At 61.6% G+C, this 17075-nt stretch carries 15 protein-coding genes; 13 read left to right on the top strand and 2 right to left on the bottom strand.

Going from position 1 to position 17075, the window contains the following annotated elements; all coding sequences use genetic code 11:
- Window positions 1-70: 70 nt before the first annotated feature.
- Window positions 71-1837 carry a caspase family protein gene (locus tag HP556_RS11225; RefSeq protein WP_175367056.1) on the bottom strand — a complete coding sequence of 589 codons (1767 nt, stop codon included), beginning with the start codon at window positions 1835-1837 and terminating at the stop codon, window positions 71-73.
- 325 nt (window positions 1838-2162) lie between these two features.
- Here HP556_RS11225 and HP556_RS11220 point away from each other — a divergent pair, with 325 nt between their 5' ends.
- From HP556_RS11220 to HP556_RS11170, 11 genes are all read left to right on the top strand, one after another.
- Complete coding sequence (locus HP556_RS11220; RefSeq protein ID WP_089264500.1) at window positions 2163-2717, top strand: NADPH-dependent FMN reductase; 555 nt, start codon at window positions 2163-2165, stop codon at window positions 2715-2717.
- A 67-nt stretch (window positions 2718-2784) separates the two neighbouring features.
- Complete coding sequence (locus HP556_RS11215) at window positions 2785-3102, top strand: FtsB family cell division protein (RefSeq protein WP_068730817.1); 318 nt, start codon at window positions 2785-2787, stop codon at window positions 3100-3102.
- A 274-nt stretch (window positions 3103-3376) separates the two neighbouring features.
- Window positions 3377-4408, top strand: coding sequence for a pyruvate dehydrogenase (acetyl-transferring) E1 component subunit alpha (gene pdhA / locus HP556_RS11210; RefSeq protein WP_068730816.1), 1032 nt, complete (start codon window positions 3377-3379; stop codon window positions 4406-4408).
- A gap of 32 nt (window positions 4409-4440) precedes the next feature.
- A complete protein-coding gene (locus HP556_RS11205) occupies window positions 4441-5841 on the top strand; it encodes a pyruvate dehydrogenase complex E1 component subunit beta (protein WP_175367055.1) in 1401 nt (466 codons plus the stop codon).
- A gap of 3 nt (window positions 5842-5844) precedes the next feature.
- A complete protein-coding gene (locus HP556_RS11200; protein ID WP_175367054.1) occupies window positions 5845-6150 on the top strand; it encodes a DUF5076 domain-containing protein in 306 nt (101 codons plus the stop codon).
- A 2-nt stretch (window positions 6151-6152) separates the two neighbouring features.
- A complete protein-coding gene (locus tag HP556_RS11195) occupies window positions 6153-7520 on the top strand; it encodes a pyruvate dehydrogenase complex dihydrolipoamide acetyltransferase (RefSeq protein WP_175367053.1) in 1368 nt (455 codons plus the stop codon).
- A 22-nt stretch (window positions 7521-7542) separates the two neighbouring features.
- Entirely contained in the window at window positions 7543-7974 is a 432-nt protein-coding gene (locus tag HP556_RS11190) for a hypothetical protein (RefSeq protein ID WP_175367052.1), read from the top strand.
- Window positions 7975-8021: 47 nt separating this feature from the next.
- A complete protein-coding gene (gene lpdA, locus HP556_RS11185) occupies window positions 8022-9443 on the top strand; it encodes a dihydrolipoyl dehydrogenase (protein ID WP_175367051.1) in 1422 nt (473 codons plus the stop codon).
- Between the two features lie 163 nt (window positions 9444-9606).
- Window positions 9607-9852, top strand: coding sequence for a hypothetical protein (locus tag HP556_RS11180; protein WP_175367050.1), 246 nt, complete (start codon window positions 9607-9609; stop codon window positions 9850-9852).
- A gap of 289 nt (window positions 9853-10141) precedes the next feature.
- On the top strand, window positions 10142-10822 hold the full coding sequence (locus HP556_RS11175; RefSeq protein WP_175367049.1) for a dihydroxy-acid dehydratase: 681 nt from the start codon (window positions 10142-10144) through the stop codon (window positions 10820-10822).
- Window positions 10809-11621 (top strand): tetratricopeptide repeat protein, encoded by an 813-nt coding sequence (locus HP556_RS11170; RefSeq protein WP_093758718.1) that lies wholly within the window; start codon window positions 10809-10811, stop codon window positions 11619-11621. Before HP556_RS11175 ends, HP556_RS11170 begins: the two co-directional genes overlap by 14 nt.
- 221 nt (window positions 11622-11842) lie before the next feature.
- On the opposite strand, the gene xth is transcribed toward HP556_RS11170, so the two are convergent.
- On the bottom strand, window positions 11843-12634 hold the full coding sequence (gene xth / locus HP556_RS11165) for an exodeoxyribonuclease III (RefSeq protein ID WP_120289926.1): 792 nt from the start codon (window positions 12632-12634) through the stop codon (window positions 11843-11845).
- Between the two features lie 169 nt (window positions 12635-12803).
- Here xth and HP556_RS11160 point away from each other — a divergent pair, with 169 nt between their 5' ends.
- Window positions 12804-13934, top strand: a complete 1131-nt coding sequence (locus tag HP556_RS11160) for an efflux RND transporter periplasmic adaptor subunit (protein WP_089264722.1) — start codon at window positions 12804-12806, stop codon at window positions 13932-13934.
- A gap of 3 nt (window positions 13935-13937) precedes the next feature.
- Complete coding sequence (locus tag HP556_RS11155; RefSeq protein ID WP_092142516.1) at window positions 13938-17066, top strand: efflux RND transporter permease subunit; 3129 nt, start codon at window positions 13938-13940, stop codon at window positions 17064-17066.
- The last annotated feature ends 9 nt before the right edge of the window (window positions 17067-17075 follow it).

Here is a 17075-nt window from a genome sequence, read left to right as displayed (position 1 = left end):
GATGATGGCTCCGGCTTGCAAACCTGGATCGTTAGAATGTCGCTTGCGATCCTGTCAGGCAAGCACGTCGTCAGTTGCACACCTCGACATTGGTGAGGCCGATCCGCATGTCGCGCGATACCAAGCGGCAGCCGGGACGCACTGGACGGCAGCCGGCATTGTCACAGACGATCTGGCCGGACGGTTGCGCACGCGGCGTGCGGGCCTGAACCTGCGGGCGATCAAGCTCATCGCGCTCAAGACGTTCGCGGTGCGGCGCCGCGTTGCGCTTGGCCTCGGTGCGGCTGCGCTTCTTCTCACATTCATTGTCGTCGTTCAGGAAGGTGCCGACGCGGCATACGATTTTCACGCAGCGGTTGCCGTCGGCCTCTGAACCATGCGCACAGACCAGCGGGCAGACGCGGGACGACCTGGTCTTGATCGCGTCGAGCGCATTGGTGCTGGCCGCCTTGGCATCGAATTTGGTCGACGCGTAGCGATTGAAGCGCTCGAGCGATTTGCGGGAAGCCGCAGTCCATGTGTTGTCGACTGATCCCTGCAGGCAGCCCACCCGCTGAAGCTCGACCTGGACCTGACGGGGTAGATCGGCTGGCGCGGGTGTTCGGGACACATCGGCCGTGGGGGCAGGGAGTGTCGCCAGCTGCGGTCCGGCGGCAGGCGTGTCCGGCTTGCCGGCATCGACCCTGGCTTCCGCTGCCGCGCGGGCGCGCTCGCCGGCGGCGGCGCGTTCCTGCTCGGCGGTTTTGAGTTTCTCGGCGGCGATCCGGGCATCCTCGGCGGCCTTGGCATCGGCCGCTGCCTTGGTCTGTTCGGCCTTCCTGGCGCCTTCGGCAGCCAGACGGGCTTTCTCTTCAACGGCGAGGCGGGCTTTCTCCGCAGCAGCGGTATGGGCGTCCTCGGCTGCGAGCTTCGCTAGTTGGGATTTGGCCAGCGACGCATAGAAGCCGTCGGGGTGCTGGGTCAGGAACGCGTTCCAGCCGTCTCTGGTCGCAAGCTGCAAAGCCAGCTCGTAGTCGCGGCGGGTTTCCGCCTGAGCGCTGACGGCGGGGGATGTCGCGACGGCGGCCACCGGGACCAGAGGCACATCGTCGCCGCCGAGTGAACCGTAGACATAGGGTTCCTGGCGGTTGCTGGTGGTCTTCATGACGTCATCGCGGACGAAGCCAAAGGCCTTGCGCAGGTCGAGGCCGGGTGTCGCGATATGGCGGACCAGCGCGGCCGTGAACGGGCTGTTCTTGCTGTCGCCATCCAGCGCCGTCGAGCCGGCCTTGGCCGAATAGGCGATCAGTGTGTTGGGGCTGGCCGGCTCCACCTTGGCGAGGCCGCGGGTGATCGCCCGGGATGCCGTGGTGCGCTTCATGTTCTTGACGAAGGGGTTGTCGCGGCAGGCATCGAGGATCACCAGCCGCAGCTTCCTAGCCGGCTCGATGGTCACGAGGATGCGCTCCAGCGAGAATGCCTCGTCATAGACGTCGGTGTCGCGTTCCAGCAGTGCGTCGGTCGGAATCAGGTAATTGGTGCCATCGACCTCGATGCCGTGGCCGGCGAAATAGACCAGAGCAACGTCCGCATCGCGCGCCTTGTCCGCGAAATCGCGCAAGGCCCGGCGCATCTCGGTCGCCTTCAGATCCCGTCGGGCTTCGACAATGTCGAAATTCGCGGTCTTCAAGGTCTCGGTCATCGCTGCAGCATCGTTGGCGGGATTGGCGAGCTTGACGACGTTCTGGTAGGCCGAATTGCCGATCACCAGTGCGACGCGCTTGTCGGCGGCTAAGGCCGACTGACTGAGCAAGCTCAAGGCGAAGACTACGGAAGCCACAAGACCGAGGTTGCGCATCGGAAGCCCCGCAAATTGCGACGGTCGAATTTGAACAGCCTGGCCAGACGTCGCAGATCAGTCGGGACTGGCGTGCGTGGTTTGTCTTACGTGGTTTGTCGCGCAGCACTCTCCGAAGGTTCGATCACAGCGGCGCTCCGGGCGTCATCCATTTGAGCGATATCAGCATAACGAAGATGTGTTTGGGCGGGCGAGGCGGACGTGCCGGTTCGGCACGATTACGGCCGTCAAATACAATCCATGCACTTGCATCTTTTCCCGGGATAGGTGACAGGTTCCAGATGCGCTCCGCGCTTTTTGGAAGCAGTTATTCAGGGGATATCTCATGGCCACCTACAGCGTTGCCGTCATTGTCGGCAGCCTCCGCAAACAGTCATTCTCGCTCAAGGTTGCGAATGCACTCGCCCAGCTGGCGCCGCCTTCGCTCAAGCTGAACGTCATCACGCTGAACGAGCTGTCATTCTTCAATCAGGACCTGGAAGCCGCGCCGCCGGCCGACTGGGTCAAGTTCCGCGAAGCGATCCAGGCCTCGGATGCGGTACTGTTCGTCTCTCCGGAATATAACCGCTCCGTTTCGGGTGTTCTGAAAAACGCCATCGACGTCGGTTCGCGGCCCTATGGCAAGAGCTCGTTCCTCGGCAAGCCCACCGGCATCGTGGTTAGCTCGCCCGGTCCGATCGGTGGCCTGGGTGCTGCCCTTAGCTTGCGCCAAACCCTGCCGGGGATTGTCGGTCCCATCATGCAACAGCCTGAAATCTATCTGAATGCCGTCGGCGACGCGTTCAGCGAACAGGGCGAGATCGTCAAGGAATCGATCCGGCCGGTGCTGCAGGCCTATATCGACGCCTTCGCCGCCTGGGTCGACAAGCTGAAGAAATAACCCGCGCAAATTCAGGTTGTGGCCCGGTTGTTAGGTTCGCCTTAACCGGGCCGTCGCATTTTCGGGAATGGTCAAGCATACCCGCCTCAAATCGATCCTCACCGGGCTCGTGCTCTATGCACTGGCGGCGATGATGATCAGCTATTTCGGGGTCAATGCCTATACCGGCAAATATGGCCTCAACGCCCGCCAGGAGCTCGACCAGGAGATCGTCGCGCTGACCTCCGAACTGGTACAATTGAAGAAGGAACGCACCAAGGCCGAGCAGCGCGTGGCGTTGCTGCGATCTGGTGGACTCGATCCCGACATGCTCGACGAGCGCGCGCGCTACCAGCTCGACTACGCGCATCCGCGCGACCTCGTGAAGGTCATCAAGCCAAACTAAGATTCTCTCTTCGGCGGCGAGTCGTCCTCGCATGAAGCAACACAGCTTTGCATCAAAGCTATGGATCGCTCGCGCCTGCTCATCGTGACGGCAACGTGACCACGACACGCGCTTTCATTCCTCAAATTACAAAACCGATCCAATTCGATTTCGAAAGTTTCGCGCTTTCGCTGCAGTGCGAAACAACCGTGTGGCATTCCGCGCGACGCAATCCCTTTCAAGCCGCAAGCACTTGGAGTAGGAAGGGCCATTCACTCTCGCATCCGGAATTTTCATGGCCGCACCGAAGAAAAGCGTCGCTCCCGCAGGGCAGGCAACGAGCAATGGCGCAACCCCGTCATCGCCGCCAGATTTCACCCGCGATCAGGAGATGCACGCGCTTCGCGACATGCTGCTGATCCGGCGTTTCGAGGAGAAGGCCGGCCAGCTCTATGGCATGGGCGCGATCGGCGGTTTCTGCCATCTCTATATCGGTCAGGAAGCCATCGTCGTCGGCATGCAGATGGCATTGAAGGATGGCGATCAGGTCATCACGGGCTATCGCGACCACGGTCACATGCTGGCCTGTGGCATGGACGCCAAGGGCGTCATGGCCGAGCTCACGGGGCGCAAGGGCGGCTACTCCAAGGGCAAGGGTGGCTCCATGCACATGTTCAGCCGCGAGAAGAATTTCTATGGCGGCCATGGCATCGTCGGTGCGCAGGTGTCGCTCGGAACGGGTCTCGCTTTTGCCAACCGTTACCGCGGCAATGATCTCGTCAGCCTCGCTTACTTCGGCGACGGCGCGTCGAACCAGGGCCAAGTCTATGAGAGCTTTAACATGGCGGAGCTGTGGAAGCTCCCGGTGATCTACATCATCGAGAACAACCGCTACGCCATGGGTACCTCGGTGACGCGCTCCTCGGCTCAGACCGACTTCTCCAAGCGCGGCATCTCCTTCAACATTCCGGGCGAGCAGGTCGACGGCATGGACGTCCGCGCCGTGAAGGCCGCCGGTGACCGTGCGGTCGCCTGGTGCCGCGCCGGCAAGGGTCCGTTCATTCTGGAAATGCAGACCTATCGCTATCGCGGCCACTCGATGTCGGATCCGGCCAAGTACCGGACCCGCGAGGAGGTGGACAAGGTCCGCCACGATCAGGACCCGATCGAGCAGGTGCGCAACCGTCTGCTGGCCGCTGACGTGACCGAGCAGGACCTCAAGGCGATCGATGCCGAGGTGCGTGACATCGTCAACGCATCGGCGGATTTCGCGCAGCAGGACCCTGAACCCGATGCATCCGAACTTTACACCGATGTGTACCGCTAAGCGCGCGGCTTAAAGACCGATCTGGAGTTATAATGGCCATTCAAGTTCTGATGCCCGCGCTGTCCCCGACCATGGAGAAAGGCAACCTCTCCAAATGGCTCAAGAAGGAAGGCGACACGATCAAGTCCGGCGATGTGATTGCGGAAATCGAGACAGACAAAGCGACGATGGAAGTCGAAGCGACTGATGAAGGGACGCTCGGCAAGATCCTGATCCCGGAAGGGACCAACGACGTCGCGGTCAACACGCCGATCGCGACTATCCTCGCTGACGGCGAAGATGCATCCGCTGCAGCGAGCGCACCGGCCCCCGCGAAGCAGGAGAGGGCCGCAGAATCCGCGCCGCCTGCCGCGGAAGCCAAATCCGCTCCGGCTCCGAAGGAAGAGGCTGTTGCGCCGGCAGCTCCGACGGCTTCGATCCAGCCCGATCCCGAAATTCCTGAAGGCACCGAGATGGTGACCATGACCATCCGCGAAGCGCTGCGCGACGCGATGGCCGAGGAAATGCGCAGGGATGAAGACGTCTTCATCATGGGCGAGGAAGTCGCCGAATATCAGGGCGCCTACAAGGTGACCCAGAACCTGCTGCAGGAATTCGGCGCACGCCGTGTCATCGATACGCCGATCACCGAGCACGGCTTCGCCGGTGTCGGCGTCGGCGCGGCGATGTCCGGCCTGAAGCCGATCGTCGAATTCATGACCTTCAACTTCGCCATGCAGGCGATCGACCAGATCATCAACTCCGCTGCCAAGACGCTCTACATGTCCGGCGGCCAGATGACCTGTCAGATCGTATTTCGCGGTCCGAACGGCGCTGCGGCGCGCGTCGGCGCCCAGCACAGCCAGGACTACTCGGCCTGGTATTCGCAGATCCCGGGCCTCAAGGTTGTCGCGCCCTATAGCGCCGCCGACTACAAGGGCCTGCTCAAATCCGCGATCCGCGATCCGAACCCCGTGATCTTCCTCGAAAACGAAATGCTCTACGGGCATTCCGGCGAGGTGCCCAAGCTCGACGATTACATCGTGCCGATCGGCAAGGCCAAGGTCGCACGTGTCGGCAAGGACGTGACGCTGATCTCGTGGTCGAACGGCATGACGTATGCCCTGAAGGCTGCCGAAGAACTCGCCAAGGAAGGCATCGAGGCGGAGGTCATCGACCTGCGCACGCTGCGTCCACTCGACACCGACACCATCATCGAGTCCGTGAAGAAAACATCGCGCGCCGTGACGGTGGAAGAAGGCTGGCAACAGTCGGGTGTGGGCGCCGAAATCGCCGCACGCATCATGGAGCATGCGTTCGACTATCTCGATGCGCCGGTCGCGCGCGTGTCCGGCAAGGACGTGCCGATGCCTTACGCCGCCAATCTCGAAAAGCTGGCGCTGCCGTCGGTGGCCGACGTCGTGGCTGCGGCCAAAGCCGTTTGCTATCGGTGAACCATGCCAGGTCCGAAGGAACAGCCACTGCCGCCAGATGTCATGGACCGCGAGGACGCCACCGAGGTGTTGCGCGCATTCGTGCTGGATGGCGGGCTGTCCATCGCCTTCATGCGCGCCTTCGAGGAGCCCGACATGTGGGGGCTCCTGCTGGTCGACATCGCGCGCCATGCCGCACGCGCGTATGCGCGTGAGGCCAATTATTCCGAGGACGAGGCGCTGAACCGCATCGTCGAAATGTTCGAAGCTGAAATCGCGCGTCCGACTGACATGGGCAACACCACGCCGCGGTCGCAACAAGGTCACTGACAATGCCAATCAACATTCTGATGCCTGCGCTGTCGCCCACCATGGAAAAGGGCAACCTTGCCAAGTGGCTCAAGAAAGAGGGCGACAAGGTCAAGTCCGGCGACGTGATCGCGGAGATCGAGACCGACAAGGCGACGATGGAAGTCGAAGCCGTCGACGAAGGCACCATCGCCAAGATCCTGGTGGCGGAAGGTACGCAGGATGTTGCTGTGAACGCGGTGATCGCGGTGCTCGCCGCCGACGGCGAGGACGTAAAGGCTGCAGGTTCGGGGGCAGGGGCCGACAAGCCGAAGCCTGCACCCGCTGCCGCGGCTCCCGCACCCAAGCCTGCCGCCGCTGCACCTGCGCCGGCTGCTGCTTCGGCAGCGAAAGCACCGGCTCCGGCCGCCGCGCCGGCTCCGCAGCCGACCGCGGCACAAAGCAATGGCGCGCGCGTGTTCTCGTCGCCGCTGGCGCGTCGTCTCGCCAAGGACGCCGGCATCGAACTCGGTCGTATCAACGGATCGGGTCCGCATGGTCGCGTTGTGGCCGCAGACGTCGAGAAGGCGAAGTCTGGTGGCGGCCTGAAGGCATCAGCCGCGGCTGCCGGCGCTCCCGCAGGTGCAACTGGAGCGATCGGTGCGCCTGCAATGTCCGATCAGCAGATTCTCGGGCTGTACGAGCAGGGTGGTTACGAGAGCGTGCCGCATGACTCGATGCGCCGCACGATTGCGCAGCGTCTCACCGCTGCGACCAACTCGATGCCGACCTTCTATCTCACCGTCGATTGCGATCTCGGCAAGCTCTCCGCCGCGCGCGAGGAGATCAACGCTGCCGCCGGCAAGGACAAGGCCGGCAAGCCGCTCTACAAGCTCTCGGTCAACGATTTCGTCATCAAGGCGATGGCCATCGCGCTGCAGAAGATTCCGGAAGCGAACGTGTCGTGGACGGAAGCGGCGATGCTCCGTCATAAGCATTCGGATATCGGCGTCGCGGTGGCGCTGCCGTTCGGCCTGATCACGCCGATCATCCGCCAGGCCGAGATCAAGTCCATTTCGGCAATCTCCAACGAGATGAAGGAATTGGCCGCGCGCGCCAAGGCCAAGAAGCTCAAGCCCAACGAATACCAGGGCGGTGCGTCATCCGTGTCCAATCTCGGCATGTTCGGCATCAAGGACTTCACGGCGGTGATCAATCCGCCGCAGTCGTCGATCCTTGCGGTTGGCACGGGCGAGGAACGGGCCGTGGTGCGCAACGGCCAGATCGTCGCTGCAACCATCATGAGCGTGACCCTGTCCTGCGACCACCGCGCCATCGACGGCGCGCTCGGCGCGGAACTGATCACGGCGTTCAAGAAGCTGATCGAAAATCCAGTGATGATGGCGGTGTGACGCGGCGTCACGGGACAAGTCGATGAAGTTGTTCGGCATGGTCTTGCTGGCGGGTTTTATCTCGCTGATTTGCGGAGTGGCGGTTACGTCAGCGGCCTCGTCGATCATGCCTTGTTACAGCGACAAAGCCGGTTGCGGTATGGGCGAAGCCTACCGGCTGTTGTTCGTGCCCGGATACGTGCTGCTCGCAATGATTGGTTTTGGTATCGCGGCACCTGGCAAGCATCGCGAACGCGCGTTGAAGCTCGCGATGTTGGTGTTGGTACTGGTGGCGGTGTTTGTGATCGCGCTCGGGATGGCGTCGGATGCAAATTCGGGGCGGTCTCCAAATGCGGGCGACCTCATCGATGCAGTACAGATGTCGGTCTCGTACTGGGTCGTCGTCATCGTGCAATGGCTAATGCTGCGGCGTTACCTGCGTTTGCGCGAGGCCGAACGGGAAGCAATATCTTGAATCGCCGCAAGCGCGGCAACGCGTGTTTGAGTTGAACGGGAGCCACAATGGCCGATACATCTTTTGACGTCGTCGTGATCGGTTCCGGTCCCGGCGGTTACGTGACGGCGATCCGCGCCGCACAGCTCGGCTTCAAGACGGCGATCGTCGAGAAGGCCTATCTCGGCGGCATCTGCAATAACTGGGGCTGTATCCCGACCAAGGCGCTGCTGCGCTCGGCGGAAATCTATCACTACATGCAGCATGCCAAGGATTATGGCCTGTCGGCGGACAACGTGACGTTCGACATCAAGGCCGTGATCGCGCGCTCGCGCGGCGTCGTGAAGCGCCTCAGCGGCGGCGTCGAATACCTGATGAACAAGAACAAGATCTCGATCATCTGGGGTGAAGCGACCCTGGATGCGCCGGGCAAGTTCACTGTCAAGAAGACGGAAGCCGCAGCACCCAAGGGCGCGATCGGTGCGGGCAGCTACACTGCGAAGCATATCATCGTCGCCACAGGCGCTCGGCCGCGCGTGCTGCCGGGCCTCGAGCCCGACAAGAAGCTGGTCTGGACCTATTTCGAGGCGATGAACCCCGACAAGATGCCGAAGTCGCTGCTGGTGGTCGGCTCCGGCGCCATCGGCATCGAATTCGCGTCGTTCTACAAGACCATGGGCGCCGACGTGACTGTGGTCGAGGTGCTGCCGCAGATCCTGCCAGTGGAAGACGCCGAGATCGCGGGTTTCGCCCGCAAACAGTTCGAGAAGCAGGGCATCAAGATCATGTCCGGCGCGAAGGTAACCAAGCTCGACAAGAAGTCGGATTCGGTCACCGTGACCATCGAGGATGGCAAGGGGGCTACCCAGCAACTCACCGTCGATCGCGTCATCTCGGCGGTCGGTGTGGTCGGCAATATCGAAGGCTTTGGCCTCGAGAAGCTCGGCGTGAAGACCGAGCGCGGCTGTATCGTGATCGACAAATACGGCAAGACCAATGTGCCCGGCATCTATGCCATCGGCGACGTCGCCGGTCCGCCGATGCTGGCCCACAAGGCCGAGCATGAGGGCGTGATCTGCGTCGAGGCGATCAAGGGGATGAACCCGCATGCAATGGACAAGTCGCTGATCCCGGGCTGCACCTATTGCCATCCGCAGGTGGCCTCGGTCGGTCTCACCGAAGCCAAGGCCAAGGAAGCCGGCAAGGACATCCGCGTCGGCCGCTTCCCCTTCGTCGCCAATGGCAAGGCCATCGCCCAGGGCGAGGACCAGGGCATGGTGAAGGTGATCTTCGACAAGAAGACTGGCCAGCTGCTCGGCGCCCATATGGTCGGCGCTGAGGTCGTCGAGATGATCCAGGGCTTTGTGGTCGCTATGAATCTGGAGACCACGGAAGAGGAACTCTTCCACACCATCTTCCCGCATCCGACCATCTCGGAGACGATGAAGGAAGCCGTGCTCGACGCCTATGGGCGCGTGCTGAATACGTAGTCGGAAGCATTTCCGATCGATAATTTTGATCGCCGCATCGTGAAGTTGCGGCGGGCTTACGTTCCGGTCTCCCGACGTTATCTGCCGCCAAGGTCAGACGCGAATGCGTCCAAGGCGCAAAGTGCTGTCATTTCCGAGTGACGCTTAATTCAGGGAGCTTTTCATGAAAACAACGATCACCACTGCCGCGGCTTCGGCCCTCATTGCTCTGATAATGTCCGGTGCCGCCACTGCGTCAGAGCGGCGCTCTGCACACCGGTATGCTCAACCGCAGGCCGTCACAACCTATGGCGCCTCACGCGATGCCTTCGCCTATTACCCGGGCTGGGGCCGTGATCCCGTGCTCATCCGCGGTGTTTATCCCGGGCTGGTCTACGGTGGTGCCACCTCCGCGCCCGCCGGACGTTGAGATCGGCAACGAATGGAAAAGTCGGCCTTGCGCCGACTTTCCGGTAACGGGGCAGCGATTTTAGCCTCGCTCAAAAGGGTTGCCGGTGCGCCACAAATGTTGCTTGGTTGCCACAGTCCCCCAAGATTTAACCCTGTCGTGCTGTGGGTATTGTAACCGCCGCTATTTGGCCACACGCCTTCGTGAAATCATTTCTCACCAGCCAGAAGGCTGGAGCGCTTTGTTGATCGGCGGGATGTCAGTGGGATTGTCCCGGATCGCCGAAGCGGCCTGAGAAACCAGGTTCGCGATGGACGCCAAGACGAACATCAAGTCGCGTTTGCCTAGCCGTCTTATGACGGAGGGCCGGGAGCAGGCGTCGCGTGGCGCGCTCCCCTGCGCGATTGGTCTGGCGACGCTGCGGCGCGAACGGTTCATCGCCGGCCCAGTGCTGCGCGCGCAAGAATCTCGCACCGTCGAAATCTTCAAAAAGACACCATATGGCACCGATTTGAAGCGGGTGAGCCGTTATGTCGCCAAAGACATATTGGAAGTTGCCGACATACTGTTGCTGAAGACGACATTGCTCGATCACAGCCGGTCGCAGGGACCGTGCCTCACTGCGACGGGGCAGATGATCGCGGAGAAAATGAAGCCCGTGACGCGGAATTCCCATCAGGACGTCATTCGTTCTGCCGACAAGCTGATCGCCGTTATTGGTGACCTTGTTGGATCGAAGGGGACTCTGGCTCCTGACACCTTCGAATCGATGGGCGGTAGCACCATCGGGCGCGAAACCGGTGAGGGCTGCCTTAACGTAAAATTGACCGACAAAGAATTGGCCGCGCACCCGACCAAACGGAAGCGTCGCGCGACTAACCATATGTCAGGGACGCTGTGGACATATGCCCAGCAGGTTGGATCGGCCATTGGTTGCGCCGTGACCCAAACCGGCCGGGCCCACGAGAAATACTGTTATGCGGATAGTTGAGCGTACCATTTTTGTAGCGTTTGCTTTGGGTGCCGCGTCAGTGGCCGCGCCGGCCTTTGCCTTTGATGGTGCGCCCGTTGGCAGCAGCGACGCAGCCCTGCCGGTTGTAACGACCATTCCCGGTGCTGCGCCGGTCTTGAAGAAGTCCGCCAAGCCCGATACCTCGCTGACCGCTCTTCAGTATGCCGCCGAAGGCGGTCATCCGATTGCCCAGTGGAAGCTCGGCCGGATGTATGCCGACGGTAACGGTGTGGCACAGGACGATCTGCGCGCCTTCGAATATTTCAGCCGTATCGCCAATGCCCATGCGGAGGACTCGCCGTCCGCGCCGCAGGCGACCATCGTCGCCAACGCCTTCGTGGCGCTCGGTCGCTACTACCTCGACGGTATCCCGAATTCGAAGATCAAGGCCGACACTGAACGCGCACGTGAGATGTTCTCCTACGCCGCATCCTATTTCGGCAATGCCGATGCGCAATACGATCTGGCCCGGCTGTATCTGAAGGGCATCGGTACCCCGCGCGACACCAAGTATGGCGCCCGCTGGCTGGGCCTTGCTGCGCAGAAGGGCCAGCACCAGGCGCAGGCGTTGCTCGGCCAGATGCTGTTCAACGGTGAATCGCTGCCACGGCAGATGGCGCGCGGCCTGATGTGGCTGACGCTGGCCCGTGACAATGCCGGCCCGGACGACACCTGGATCCGCGACAGCTACAACAAGGCCATCGCCAAGGCCTCCGAAGACGACCGTGCGATGGCGCTGCAGATGCTTGAACACTGGGTGTCCGGCAAACGGGACTGAGGGTTGTCCCGGACTAAGCGACCGTTCCGAGCGCGATTACCTCACACTCGACTGTCGTCACCCGGCTTGACCGGGTGACCCAGTAATCGCCAGCCTTCATTATTATCAACGAGTGCTCGCGTCAGGCGCCGCCTCGGAACATTGCCCCGGGCGTTTGCTGGATCGCCCGGTCAAGCCGGGCGATGACGGTTTGTGTTTGGGGAGCGCTTGGCGACGGGCCTTTACGCCGCCTCCAGATCCAGGTCGACCCACACCGGCACGTGATCGCTCGGCTTCTCCCAGGCGCGCACATATTTGTCGATGCCGACATCGATGAGCTTGTCGCTGGCCTGTGGTGACAGCAGCAGATGATCGATGCGGATGCCCCAGTTCTTCTGCCAGGCGCCGGCCTGATAGTCCCAGAACGTGTACTGGCCGGGCTCATCTGTGACGGCGCGCAGGGCGTCGGTCATGCCCAAGCCGAGCAGGGTCTGGAAGCTCGCGCGGGTCTCCGGCTTGAACAGCGCGTCGTTGATCCAGGCCGCCGGATTATAGGCGTCTGCTGCCGCCGGGATGACGTTGAAGTCGCCGGCGAGAATCAACGGCTCCTCGGTCTTCAGCCGTAGTCGGGTGAACTCCTGTAGCCGGGACATCCATTTCAGCTTGTAGGGATACTTCTCGGTGTCGACTGGATTGCCGTTCGGCAGATACAGGCAGGCAACCCTGACCACCCCGGATTTCAGCGACACTACGCCTTCGATGAAGCGCGCATGGAGATCCTCGTCGTCGCCCGCCAGCCGGGGCGTGGCTTCCTCCAGCGGATATTTCGAGAGCAGGGCGACGCCGTTGAAGGTCTTCTGGCCGTGGGTGACTACATTGTAGCCGAGCGCCTCGATGGGCTCGCGCGGAAACGCCTCATCGAGGCATTTGATCTCCTGCAGGCAGACGATGTCCGGCGAGCAGTCGCGCAGCCACGTCACCAGATGGTCCAGCCGCTGGCGGACAGAATTCACATTCCAGGTGGCAATTCTCATCTGATGGGATTCCGGTAACAACAATGGCAAAAATACGTCAACGTGGCATACCATCATCCCCGCCAACATGATAAGCTTTAAGCCTAAAGCGCACAGACGCTGTCTTTAAAGCTGCCATGGGCGGGAAACGGGGGCGACCCGATCTTCTGTACCAGGTGACATGGACCATATGAAGAAACGCACATCGATCGCTCTACTCGTTCTCGTCGGCGCTGCCGCGGTTGCGGCCTACACGACGCGCTCCTCGTGGACCGGTGGCAACACCAATGCACAGGCCCCGCAGCGCGCGCGGATCGTTGCGGTCGAGATTGCCAAGGCGGAACGCAAACCGGTTCCGGTCGATGTCGATTCGATCGGTACAGTAACGCCGATTTCGAGTGTCGCGCTCAAGTCGCGGGTGGAAACCACCATCACCTCGGTGCATTTTGAAGACGGCGCCAAGGTCAAGGAAGGCGATCTGCTGTTCACCCTCGATTCGCGGCAGATTGATGCCCAGATCGAGCAGGCCGAAGGCACGCTGGCCCGCGATCAGGCCCAACTGGCCGGTGCGGAACGCGACGTGCGGCGCTTTACCGATCTGATCGGGAAGGGCGCGACCACCCAGGTGAGCGTCGATAATGCCAAGACCCAATCCGACATCCTGGCCGGAACCATCCGGGCCGATCAGTCGGCGCTCGATAATCTCAAGGTCCAGAAGAGCTACACCATCATTCGCGCACCGTTCTCCGGCCGGATCAGTGCAGCCAATGTGAAGGTCGGCAATTTCGTGCGCCCGGCTGATACGGCGCCGCTCGCCACCATCAATCAGATGGCTCCGGTCTATGTCTCCTTCGCCATTCCGCAGCGTGTGCTTGGCGATCTGCGCGAAGCGATGGCGGCGGGATCGACCTCGGTCATTGCGACCATCCCGAACAGCGGCCGTTCTGAAACCGGCAAGGTGGCGATGGTGGAAAACACTGTGGATTCCACCACCGGCATGGTCACTGTGCGCGGCATCATGAGCAATCCGAACGAAACCCTGTGGCCGGGCATTTTGGTACAGACCAAGTTGATCGTGCGCACCGAGGACGGCGTTGTTGTGCCCACCGTGGCCGTGCAACGCAGCCAGACTGGGAACTTCGTCTTCATGGTGAAGGACGGCGTCGCCCGTGTTCAACCTGTCGAAGTCGATCGCACCTTCCAGGGGATTTCGGTGATCTCGTCGGGTTTAAAAGGGGATGAGGACGTCGTCGTCGACGGCCAGCTCTTGCTGACACAAGGCACACGGGTCGAAGCCCGGGCCCGCAAGGCCGGGGCATAAAACATGACCCTCTCGGAGCTCTGCATCCGTCGCCCTGTGATGACCACGCTCATCACGGCGACGATCATCGCGTTTGGCATTTTCGGTTTCCGGCTGCTGCCGGTGTCGGCGCTTCCGAAAGTGGATTTTCCGACCATCGCGGTGACGGCGACGCTGCCGGGCGCCAGCGCCGACACGATGGCGGCCTCGGTCGCCGGCATCATCGAGCGTCAGCTCTCGACCATCGCTGGTATCTCTTCGATGTCGTCGAGCTCGTCGCAGGGAACGACCCAGATCATCATTCAGTTCGATCTCAACCGCAATATCGATGCGGCGGCGCTGGACGTGCAGACTGCGCTGACGATCGCACAGCGCCGGTTGCCGATCGAAATGACGATCCCGCCGAGTTTCCGCAAGGTGAACCCCGGCGATTTCCCGGTGCTGTTCATTGCGCTGAGTTCATCGACGCTGCCGCTCTCGGCCGTCAATGAATTTGGCGATATCACCATCGGGCAGGCGCTGTCGCAGATTCCCGGCGTGGCGCAGGTGCTGATCTATGGCACGCAGAAATTCGCCATTCGCGTGCAGGCCGATCCCGAAGCTGCGGCGGCTCGTGGATTGTCGCTTGAAGATATCCGTACGGCGGTGTCACGCGCGAACTCCTCGACGCCGGTCGGAACTCTGAACGGACCGAAGCAGGATATCTCGCTGCAGGCATCCGGACAGATGTCCAAGGCCGCCGACTATGGCCAGGTCGTTGTTGCCTGGCGCAACGGCTCGCCGGTCAAGCTGAACGAAGTCGCCAAGATCTATGACGCCGTCGAAAACGACAAGGTCGCGACCTGGTTGAATGGCGAGCGCGCCATCGTGCTGGCGATCCAGAAGCAGCCCGACGCCAACACGGTCGCCGTGGTCGACGGCGTCCGCGCCAAGCTGCCGTCGCTGCGTGCGCAATTGCCGCCATCGGTCGAAGTCAATATGATGATGGACCGCTCGATCTCGGTCCGCGAAGCCGTCGCCGACGTCGAGGAGACATTGCTGATCGCCGTCGTGTTGGTGATCTTCGTGATCTTCCTGTTCCTGCGCTCAGCCTCCGCGACCTTGATCCCCGCACTGGCGGTGCCGATCTCGATCTTCGGCACATGCGCCGCGATGTACATGCTGGACTACTCCATCAACAACATGACGCTGCTGGCGTTGACACTGTCCGTCGGCTTCGTTGTCGACGACGCCATCGTCATGCTGGAGAATATCGTCCGACACATCGAGCTCGGCATGAAGCCGTTCGACGCGGCGCTGAAGGGCGCACGCGAAATCGGTTTCACCATCGTCTCGATCACCTTCTCGCTGATCGCGGTGTTCATTCCCGTGCTGCTGATGGGCGGCATTGTCGGCCGCGTGTTCCGTGAATTCGCGGTGACGATCGCGGTGGCGATCATCGTCTCCGGTTTCGTGTCGCTGACGCTGACGCCTATGCTCTGCGCGCGCGTACTCAAGGCGCACAATCCCGAACACAAGGAAAATTTCATCCTACGCGGTTTCGAGCGCATATTTGCGGCCTGGCTGCGCGGTTACGAATGGGCGCTCGATCGCGTGCTCGCACACAAGGGCATCATGCTGGTGGTGACGCTCGCGACCCTCGGCGGCACTGTCTATCTCTACAACATCGTACCGAAGGGCTTCTTCCCGCAGGAGGATACCGGGTTCCTGACCGGTACGACCGAAGCCGCAACCGATACGTCCTTCGAAGCGATGAGTGCGCGGCAGCAAGCGCTCGCCGATCTGCTGAAATCCGATCCTGCCGTTGAATACATCAACAGCACCGTGGGCTCCGGCGGTCCGAATGCGACGGCGAATTACGGTCGTCTGTTCGTTGCGCTGAAACCGCGCCAGGATCGTGATCCCGCACAGGTGGTGATGACGCGGCTGCGCCAGAAGTCGTTGGCCGTTCCTGGCTTGCAGGCCTTCTTTCAGAGCATCCAGAATCTGAACATCGGCGGCCGACCGTCGAAGAGCCAGTATCAATACGTGCTTCAGGGCAGCGACACCGACACGCTGTATCGCGTGTCGCCGGAGATGCGCGACCGCATCGCCAAGGTGCCGGGCCTGCTCGATGTGACCACCGACCTCTACATCAAGAACCCGCAGATGACGGTCGATATCGACCGCGAAAAGGCGGCGGTCTACGGCGTCACCGTCGATCAGGTTCGTAACCAGCTCTATAATGCGTTCGGCTCGCGTCAGGTCGGCACCATCTATATGCCGACCAACGACTATCAGATCATTCTGGAAGCACAGCCGCAGTTCCGGATCGATCCGAGCGACCTCTCCAAGCTCTATATGAAGACGTCGAACAATCAGACCATTCCGCTGAGCGCGGTCGCGCGTCTGGTGCCAACGGTCGGGCCGCTGCAGATCAACCATCAGGGTCAGCAGCCGGCGGTGACGATCTCATTCAACCTGGTGCCCGGCTATTCGCTGGGCTATGCGGTAGACCAGATCACGCAAATCGAAGCGGATTCGAAACTGCCGGTGACCATCGCCACCGGCTTCTCTGGCACGGCGCAGGTGTTCCAGGATTCGTTGCGCGGGCAGGGCGTACTGATCCTCGCCGCCGTGTTCGCGGCCTTCGTGATTCTCGGCATCCTCTACGAGAGCTTCATCCACCCGATCACAATCATCTCCGGCCTGCCATCCGCGGGTATCGGCGCGATCCTGACGCTGATGCTGTTCAAGATGGAAATGTCGGTCATTGCCATGATCGGCATCGTCATGCTGGTCGGCATCGTCAAGAAGAACGCGATCATGATGGTCGACTTCGCACTCGAGCGTCGCCGCGTCGGCCTGTCGGCCGAACACGCGATCCGCGAAGCCGCGCTGCTGCGTTTCCGCCCGATCATGATGACCACTTTCGCGGCCATCTTCGGCACGCTGCCGATCGCGCTCGGTGCCGGTGCCGGCGCCGAATTGCGTCAGCCACTTGGCGTCGCGGTGGTCGGCGGTCTGTGTGTCTCGCAATTGCTGACGCTGTTCATCACGCCGGTCATCTACATCTATCTCGATCGCATCGACCGCAAGCTGAAGCGCAAGCTGCAGCCGCAGCTCGACGAAGAAGATCACGACGATCGTCCCCGCGTCGTGGCGGCGGAATAGGGTGTCTTA

The organism is Tardiphaga robiniae (assembly GCF_013359755.1).
Classification (GTDB): Bacteria; Pseudomonadota; Alphaproteobacteria; order Rhizobiales; family Xanthobacteraceae; genus Tardiphaga; species Tardiphaga robiniae.
The sequence above is the reverse complement of the archived record's forward strand: the minus strand, read 5'-3'. Positions and strand labels throughout refer to the sequence as shown.

Coding starts and splice junctions, on each gene's coding strand:
- HP556_RS11225 (WP_175367056.1), bottom strand. CDS start 1,837: ATGCGCAACCTCGGTCTTGTGGCTTCCGTAGTCTTCGCCTTGAGCTTG.
- HP556_RS11220 (WP_089264500.1), top strand. CDS start 2,163: ATGGCCACCTACAGCGTTGCCGTCATTGTCGGCAGCCTCCGCAAACAG.
- HP556_RS11215 (WP_068730817.1), top strand. CDS start 2,785: ATGGTCAAGCATACCCGCCTCAAATCGATCCTCACCGGGCTCGTGCTC.
- pdhA (WP_068730816.1), top strand. CDS start 3,377: ATGGCCGCACCGAAGAAAAGCGTCGCTCCCGCAGGGCAGGCAACGAGC.
- HP556_RS11205 (WP_175367055.1), top strand. CDS start 4,441: ATGGCCATTCAAGTTCTGATGCCCGCGCTGTCCCCGACCATGGAGAAA.
- HP556_RS11200 (WP_175367054.1), top strand. CDS start 5,845: ATGCCAGGTCCGAAGGAACAGCCACTGCCGCCAGATGTCATGGACCGC.
- HP556_RS11195 (WP_175367053.1), top strand. CDS start 6,153: ATGCCAATCAACATTCTGATGCCTGCGCTGTCGCCCACCATGGAAAAG.
- HP556_RS11190 (WP_175367052.1), top strand. CDS start 7,543: ATGAAGTTGTTCGGCATGGTCTTGCTGGCGGGTTTTATCTCGCTGATT.
- lpdA (WP_175367051.1), top strand. CDS start 8,022: ATGGCCGATACATCTTTTGACGTCGTCGTGATCGGTTCCGGTCCCGGC.
- HP556_RS11180 (WP_175367050.1), top strand. CDS start 9,607: ATGAAAACAACGATCACCACTGCCGCGGCTTCGGCCCTCATTGCTCTG.
- HP556_RS11175 (WP_175367049.1), top strand. CDS start 10,142: ATGGACGCCAAGACGAACATCAAGTCGCGTTTGCCTAGCCGTCTTATG.
- HP556_RS11170 (WP_093758718.1), top strand. CDS start 10,809: ATGCGGATAGTTGAGCGTACCATTTTTGTAGCGTTTGCTTTGGGTGCC.
- xth (WP_120289926.1), bottom strand. CDS start 12,634: ATGAGAATTGCCACCTGGAATGTGAATTCTGTCCGCCAGCGGCTGGAC.
- HP556_RS11160 (WP_089264722.1), top strand. CDS start 12,804: ATGAAGAAACGCACATCGATCGCTCTACTCGTTCTCGTCGGCGCTGCC.
- HP556_RS11155 (WP_092142516.1), top strand. CDS start 13,938: ATGACCCTCTCGGAGCTCTGCATCCGTCGCCCTGTGATGACCACGCTC.